We start from the raw sequence: 8,040 nt of genomic DNA on the forward strand, positions 1-8,040 counted from the left end.
CAACTCCCGTCAAGGCGAGCTTGAACATGCTGCATATTGTGTCAGGCACGGTATAGAGAAAGAGACAAATATATTGAGATGGAGAGGAACAAACTCATGTCCACGCAAAATGCATCAACTGCTGCGTCAGAGCCGGAATTTTCAATCAAATCCATAATTGCGCCGCTTCTTGCCGTCATTATTGGAATGATCATGGTTATTCTGGACAGTACAGTCGTCAATGTCGCCGTTCCTAACTTGCAGGAATACTTCAACAGCTCGCTCAAAACCATTCAGTGGACAATCACTGGATACACCCTTGCCCTATCGGCGGTCATTCCGCTGGCCGGCTGGATGACGGATAAATTCGGCGCGAAGCGGATTTTCCTGATTACCATCGCCTTGTTCACACTCGGTTCTGTGCTCTGCGCATTGGCGCAAACGCCGGAACAGCTCGTTCTTTTCCGCATCATTCAAGGGGTTGGCGGCGGTATGGTGTCCCCAATCGGTATGGCGATGATATTCAAGCTCGCTCCAACCGAGAAAAGGGGAGCTGTAATGGGCATGCTCGGTATTCCGATGCTGCTTGCTCCCGCTGTCGGGCCGATCCTGTCGGGTTGGTTGATCGGCTTCGCGTCCTGGCACTGGATCTTCCTGATCAACCTGCCAATCGGGATTGCCGCGCTGCTTGTCGGAATCAAATACCTGCCTAACGTTGAACGTCAAAAAGCGCCTGCCCTTGATATTCTCGGTATGATCCTTGCTCCCATCGCCTTCTCCATGCTGGCATACGGCGTGAGCGAAGGTGGAACGGACTGGGGCTCCACCAAGACCTTGACCGGTCTGATCGTAGGCGGCGTCGCCCTGATTCTGTTCATTATTGTAGAGCTTCGCCAGAAGCAGCCGCTGCTGGAGCTGCGTGTATTCGGATCATCGGATTTCACACGCGGCGTAATTATTCTATGGATTTCGCAAGTGGCGTTGTTCGGTGCGATCCTGATGATTCCGCTGTACCTGCAGAATGTCAGAGGCTTCACGGCACTCGAGAGTGGATTGACTACTTTGCCTATGGCCATTTGCTCGATGATCTTCATGCCGATCGGCGGACGTCTGTTCGATAAATTGGGCGCGCGTCCCCTGGCCTTCACCGGTCTGACGATCATAGCTGTCGCTCTGTTTACTCTCTCCCAGGTCAATGTGGATACCAAGATGGCTTTGGTCATGATTCCAATTGCCATGATGGGCGCCGGCATGGGATTGTCCATGATGTCGTTGAATACGCATGTGCTGAACTCGGCTCCACGCAGGCTTGTAAGCCGGGTAACGCCTTTGACAACGGCCAGCCAGCAGGTCGTTACTTCATTCGCTATTGCCGGTTTGACAGGATATTTAACTTCCCAAATATCCGTTCATATGAAGGAAGCCGGCGCAGGCGGGGATCCATTGATAAGCGCTACTTCTGCCTTTGACGATACTTTCTTTGTAACAGCCTTCGTCGCGCTTGCGGGCGTATTATTAAGCATCATCCTCCGCAAACCGCGGGTTAAAGCGGATCATGAACGGGAAGAAGATGCTCCGGATCCAGCCATGATGATGGGCCATTAATTTCATTTATTAAGAATCAATACTCATAAGAAAGGCCGTCGATTGCTATCGACGGCCTTTCTTTGTTGTCCTTGCCGTCTGTATCCGTACACGGCCACAGGCGCTTTTACATCCGATAGCTTGCGGATGCGGACGGCACCGTGAAGTTTGACCTACTCGGCAGCCGGCAGCTGGAACGAGCTTTTCAGAGAAACCACTTGATTGAATACCGGCGCTCCCGGCTTCGAGTATTTCGTATCCACGTTAAAATAACCATGACGGAAAAACTGGAATTTGTCCTGCGGCTTAGCTTCCTTCATCTCCGCTTCGACAAACCCCCGCTTGATGGTCAGCGAATTCGGATTGAGTTGATCAAGGAACGTCTTGGCCGGCTTCTCAACCGCTGCCGCATCCAATCCATCCTCTTCGCCAAGCAGTTCATCCTCAGGCGCTTCCGCGCTGATCAGCGGCTCGTACAGCCTGAATTCCGCCTCAACCGCCTGGCTCGCTTCCACCCAGTGAATCGTGCCCTTCACCTTGCGGCCGGTAAATCCGCTGCCGCTCTTGGTCTCCGGGTCATACGTGCAGTGAATCTCTATGACCTTGCCGTCCACATCCTTGATCATCTCATTGCACTTGATAAAGTAAGCATTCTTGAGCCGTACCTCGTTGCCCGGGAACAGCCGGAAATATTTGTTCGGCGGATTTATCATGAAATCGTCCTGCTCAATATAGATTTCCCGCGAGAACGGAATTTGGCGATTGCCCATTTCCGGATTCTCGCTGTTATTTTCCGCTTCCAGCCACTCTACCTGACCTTCGGGGTAATTGGTGATGACCACCTTGAGCGGTTGAACGACAGCCATTGTTCTTGGGGCCTTCAGCTTGAGGTCCTCCCGGACAAAATGCTCCAGCATCTGCAGCTCCACAAGGCCCTGGCTTCTGGATATCCCGGTCTCATAGATGAAATTGCGGATCGCCTCAGGCGTGAAGCCGCGGCGTCTTAGGCCCGATATCGTCGGCATGCGCGGGTCATCCCAGCCGTCCACATGCTTCTCATCGACAAGCAGCTTCAGCTTGCGCTTGCTGGTCACAGTCTGGGCCAGATTGAGCCGTCCGAATTCGTATTGGCGCGGTGTGGCCGCCATCTCGCATTCCGCGACAACCCAGTCGTAGAACGGACGCTGATCCTCAAACTCCAGCGAACAGAGAGAATGCGTCACGCCCTCAATGGCATCCTCAAGCGGATGGGCAAAGGTGTACATTGGATAAATGCACCATTTATCCCCTGTGTTGTGATGGGAAGCATGAGCAATGCGGTAAATGACAGGGTCGCGCAAATTGATATTCGGCGAAGCCATGTCGATTTTGGCGCGCAGCACCTTTTCCCCATCCTTCAATTCCCCGCTGCGCATTTTCCGGAACAGCTCCAGATTCTCCTGAACGCTGCGGTCCCGGTAGGGGCTGTTCTTGCCCGGTTCAGTCAGAGTGCCGCGCATTTCACGAATTTCCGCAGCGCTGAGATCATCGACATATGCCTTGCCCTTCCCGATCAGCTTCTCGGCCCGATTGTATATTTCCTCGAAATAATCGGAAGCGAAGAACAGACTTTCCCAATCATAGCCAAGCCATTTTACATCTTCCTTAATGGAATTTACATATTCGACATCTTCCTTTAACGGGTTGGTGTCATCGAAGCGCAGATGGGTCCTGCCGCCAAACTCGTCCGCCAGGCTGAAATTAATCCAGATTGCCCGGGCATGTCCAATATGCAAATATCCATTCGGCTCGGGTGGAAAACGCGTAACCACTTGCTTCGTCTTGCCGCTTCCCAGATCCTCAGTCATGATATTTTTAATAAAATTGGGGGGAGTTTTCGCATTCTCCACATCGATCAACCTTTCGTTGTACAAATTGGCGACTATTGCCTGCAAAATAAGTTTCATTTAAATATACCTTTAAACCGGGGAATGATCAATATGATCCATTTTCAAGACCCGATCAGGCTCTTATGTATCCAAATAGCAGCCTGCGCGCCATCCCCCATGGCAATCGCCGCTTGTTCGGAATGCACCGTCACATCGCCAGCCGCCCATACATGGCTTACGCTCGTCATTTTCGTGCGGGCATCCACGATAATATGACGGTTGTCCATCAGCTTGACGCCGAGCTGCTCAGCCAAATCGGATTGAACCTTATTTCTTCCAAAAGCGATGAACCCGCAATCCGCTTCAATGTAAGCTCCGTCTGAAAGCGTCACGCCCGCCATTTTACCGTCCGTATGATCCACTGCTGCGACCGCTTCTTCCATATATGCAATTCCCTTTTGCTTGAGCTGCTCGTGCATGCCTGCATCCAGCTCCTGCCGCTCATGGTTGATATATATGATCTCCTCTGTCCAGTAACGCAGCACCAGGGCCATCGATGCGCCGGCATTGCCCGAGCCGAGCACCAGCGTGCGCTTGCCTCTTATTTCATAGCCATCGCAGTCCGGGCAAATATAGAGGCTGGTGCCGATGCAGGGCTTCAGATCCAGATCGGCAGGCAGCCGATCCGAAACTCCCGTCGCCAGCAGCAGTCTTTTCGCCTCATACACGGCTCCTGCTGTTGTATCGACCCTAAACCCGCCATCCCGGATTTGTGTCATCACCACTGTGTCTTTCACCAGCTCGATGGCAAGCTTTTCCGCCTGGGCCCTCCCCGATCGAAGGAGCGCTTCCCCGCTGATTCCTTCCGGCCAACCCATAAGATTATGATAACGGCGGCATATGGTGGAGCGGCCTTTGCCCCCATCCAGCAGCAGGACCCGATGCTGATACCTGCCTAACTGGATTGCTGCCTGCAAACCGGCAATTCCCCCGCCAATAATGATGCATTCATATGGACTCCTAATCATGTTGTCCTCCTTTTGCCTGATAAGTCGCATACCCGAAAATTCCATTTCTTTTATTATTCCTCAGCAAGAATCCATTAACCCTGGGTTGAATTAAAATCAGTTTTTTGATCAAATCATGCAAAAATTTGCAAGTTGGAAACAATCCGTATTGGCGCGGAAACATTGTCGGGCTAATCTTGAATGATAGTGCCTCGGCAATGAAGATAATCGGATTGCTTGGATTTACACACTATAACTCTTTTAATCAGATGGGCTGAACGTGAACCATAGGGCAGTTTGCCGCTACCTCCCGTGCCGACTTTACTGCCATGCAAAAGCAGGCTCGAGCTGTATGACATTGGCGCCGTATTTCCCGGACATATTATGTGAAAGAGCTTCAACGTGATCGGGATCAGTAAGACGCCGATACGGGACGGTTTTATCTGATTGCCATGATTGAACCAGTAAGATACTCCATTGAAAGGGGGGAAAACGATGTGGTTGTCGTCCATTGTTACCGGTCTTGAATTCGTCAAGGTGAAAGGAGATCTCGAGATTGAAGTCAACGCCATTGCATTCGACTCCCGGAACGTGACAGCGGGAAGCGTCTTCGTGGCGATATCCGGATTCGAGACCGACGGTCACCGGTATATCGGCAATGCCATTGAACGGGGAGCGGTTGCCGTCATTGTAGAGAAGGAGCTGGACGTGGACGCTCCAATCACAGTCTTGAAGGTTGCCGATTCACGTTATGCGCTTGCGCATCTGTCGGCCGCCTTCTATGATGATCCGACCAAACAGATTAATCTGATCGGCGTTACCGGCACGAATGGCAAAACCTCCATCACCTATTTCATACAATCCATTCTGGAGCAGGCTGGCCGCTCCGTGGGTCTGATCGGCAGCATGGGTGCGCTGATTAACGGCATGGCGGTCAAAAGCAGAAACACGACACCCGAATCGCTTCATCTTCAGCAGTTGTTTGCGAAAATGCGGGAAGCCGGGATTGACGATTGCGTAATGGAGGTATCCTCCCATGCGCTCAGTCTGGGGCGTACCGCCCACTCCCGCTTCAAGGTCGGCATATTTACCAATTTGACACCCGATCATCTGGAGTTTCACCAGACCATGGATGAATATTTCAGGGTAAAATCGCAATTGTTCGAAAGAACCAGCTGCGCCAATATTATCAACGCCGATGATCCATACGGCCAATTGCTGATCGACAAGCTGAAAGTGCGGCCGGTAAAACTGATTACTTACGGTATCCGCAATGACTGCGACGTCTATGCTGCCGATATCCGGTATTTTGAGAATGCGGTCTCCTTCACTGCCCATACATCCGCTGGATCCATACCGGTGCGGGTACACCTGCCCGGCATTATTTATATCTATAACGCGCTTGCGGCGATTGCTTGCGCAATCGGCTTCGGCATTGGCCTGGATGACATTCAAGCCGGCATTGACAGCGTAAAAGGCGTATGCGGCAGACTGGAAACCGTTTATCAGGATGATGACAACAAGGTAATCGTCGATTTTGCCCATACCGAGGACGGACTGGAGAAGGCGCTTAAGACGATTCGGCCATTCGTACGCTCCAGAATCATTCTTGTGTTCGGGGTATACGGCGCCGAAGGCATGCATGGCCAACGCAAGCGGTACGCCATGGGCAAGATTGCGGCGACCTATTCCGACTTGTCCGTTGTCACGTCGGATAATCCCAAAAACCAGAACCCGCAGCGCATCATACAAGAGATCGTCAATGGAATCCGGCAGGCCGGAGGCGAATACCGCTCATTCGTTGACCGCAAGGAAGCGATTCTATTCGCTCTCCGGGAATGCCGGAAAGGCGATGTTGTGCTGATCGCCGGCAAAGGCCATGAAACGACGCAAATTCTGGGCAGCACGGAACTGCCTTTTAACGAACGAGAGATCGTGAGCCAATTCATGGCAGCCAAACGCGAAGCCAGAATGGCAGGGACCTCGAATGAAATTTTCGGGTGAAACGGCATGCAGAAGAATGAGACCCGGCAGGATGTCATAGGATGTCATTGATGCAATGGACATTTTTATCGGGTCGTCCACTTTTTTGCCCGGCGGAAGCAGCGGCATAACCGCAAAGGTTTGCAAGTCGGAAACAAGTTGTGATTCCAACGAAACATTGTTCGGGTAATCTATATCTAGCCCGAAAAACTAGAATGATGGAGGATTACACTTATGACTACTTTTTCTAAAAGCACGAAGGTTCTCACTTTAGCCGCGCTTGCAGCACTGACCTTGTCCACTCAAGCCGGAGCAGCACCGCTGCAGAACTCATCCATAGCTCCCCAGAAGCTGGCCGCGCAAGCTTCAGCTCTAAATACCGGTACAGCAACCAAGGTCTTCAATACTTTCCAGGCCATGCTGAAGAAGTCAGGGCAGCTGCCCCAAGCCTTCGCTTATTTGAGCGAGCATATCGATGAAGTGTCTCCCTATCAGGCTTCCTTGATGGTGCTGTTCCTGGAGAACGGGATCAAGAAAGAGCTGCCGGTTATTGAGAAGAAATTTTATCCGGAATCCATTCAAGCCGCTATCGGCAAAGTGTACAAAATCGGAGACAGCCTGACCAATGTCCTCAATCGGACCAAAGACAACAAGCTGAAAGCACTGCTGAAGGAAGCCAACGCGAGCGGCTACAAGCTGGAGACCGCAGAAGGCATGTTCTTCCCTGTGGTCAGCTACAAAGCTCTGCAGCCCTTCACCAAAGGGATTAATGCGGATATCCGGGCATATGTCGATATCATGACCGTTGAATCGGAGAAAGCAAAATTGAAGGATGCCGCCCTCAGGATCGGCTATCAGGAGCTCGTCAACCGTGCTCTTGCGACAGAACGATTCGTGAAGCAGTATCCAAACTCCAACCGGACCGCGCAAATCAAAAATTTATTTGCTGAATATAAGACGCTTACGTTCTTCGGTTCCAACAACACGCCGCTGTTTGAATATGAAAACAAAAAAATGCAGGCAAACGCAAAGACCGGTTATACCAATGTTCTGAAATGGAACGATCCGGCTTCCAGCGAGTATTTGACGCTGCTGAAGAAATTCATGGATGTCGTGGCCGATCATGACTATAAGCTGACTTCAGAGGTTGAGAAATTCCGTAAAAATGTGTAGCTCCTCCCTAAATCCCTCCATAGGAGGGACCCCAAAGGACCGCCGACCCTCTGGACACCCGGAATTTGAATAACGTTGGCGTTGCAGAGAAACGCTTGGTTGATGCTCCCTGCATGGATCGTTTTCGTCCCTCTCGGGACACACTTCCATGCGGAGCATGCAACGCTCCCAAGCCGACTGGGAGACTGCGTATAGCTCCTCCCTAAATCCCTCCATAGGAGGGACCCCAAAGGGCCGCCGGCCCTCTGGACACCCGGAATTGAATAACGTTGGCGTTGCAGAGAAACGCTTGGTTGATGCTCCTTGCATGGATCGTTTTCGTCCCTTTCGGGACACACTTCCATGCGGAGCTCCCAAGCCGCCTGGTGGACTGCGTATAGCTCCTCCCTCAATCCCTCCATAGGAGGGACCCCAAAGGGCCGCCGGCCCTCTGGACACCCGGAATT

5 protein-coding genes are annotated in these 8,040 nt (G+C 51.8%); 3 read left to right on the forward strand and 2 right to left on the reverse strand.

Going from position 1 to position 8,040, the window contains the following annotated elements:
- The first annotated feature begins 36 nt into the window (after positions 1–36).
- Positions 37–1,584 (forward strand): DHA2 family efflux MFS transporter permease subunit, encoded by a 1,548-nt coding sequence (locus tag AC0YNV_RS31645; protein WP_475771572.1) that lies wholly within the window; start codon positions 37–39, stop codon positions 1,582–1,584.
- Positions 1,585–1,736: 152 nt separating this feature from the next.
- On the opposite strand, the gene AC0YNV_RS31650 is transcribed toward AC0YNV_RS31645, so the two are convergent.
- A complete protein-coding gene (locus AC0YNV_RS31650) occupies positions 1,737–3,509 on the reverse strand; it encodes a glutamine--tRNA ligase/YqeY domain fusion protein (RefSeq protein WP_475771573.1) in 1,773 nt (590 codons plus the stop codon).
- A gap of 44 nt (positions 3,510–3,553) precedes the next feature.
- Positions 3,554–4,459, reverse strand: coding sequence for an NAD(P)/FAD-dependent oxidoreductase (locus AC0YNV_RS31655; protein ID WP_475771574.1), 906 nt, complete (start codon positions 4,457–4,459; stop codon positions 3,554–3,556).
- Positions 4,460–4,933: 474 nt separating this feature from the next.
- On the opposite strand from AC0YNV_RS31655, the gene AC0YNV_RS31660 reads away from it, so the two are divergent.
- Positions 4,934–6,442: a UDP-N-acetylmuramoyl-L-alanyl-D-glutamate--2,6-diaminopimelate ligase gene (locus AC0YNV_RS31660; RefSeq protein ID WP_475771575.1), complete on the forward strand. Its 1,509-nt coding sequence runs from the start codon at positions 4,934–4,936 to the stop codon at positions 6,440–6,442.
- 213 nt (positions 6,443–6,655) lie between these two features.
- The gene (locus AC0YNV_RS31665) at positions 6,656–7,594 is read left to right on the forward strand and encodes a hypothetical protein (RefSeq protein WP_475771576.1); all 939 of its coding nucleotides are present in this window, start codon (positions 6,656–6,658) and stop codon (positions 7,592–7,594) included.
- Positions 7,595–8,040 lie beyond the last annotated feature (446 nt).

This window comes from Paenibacillus sp. JT31N11, from assembly GCF_056269285.1.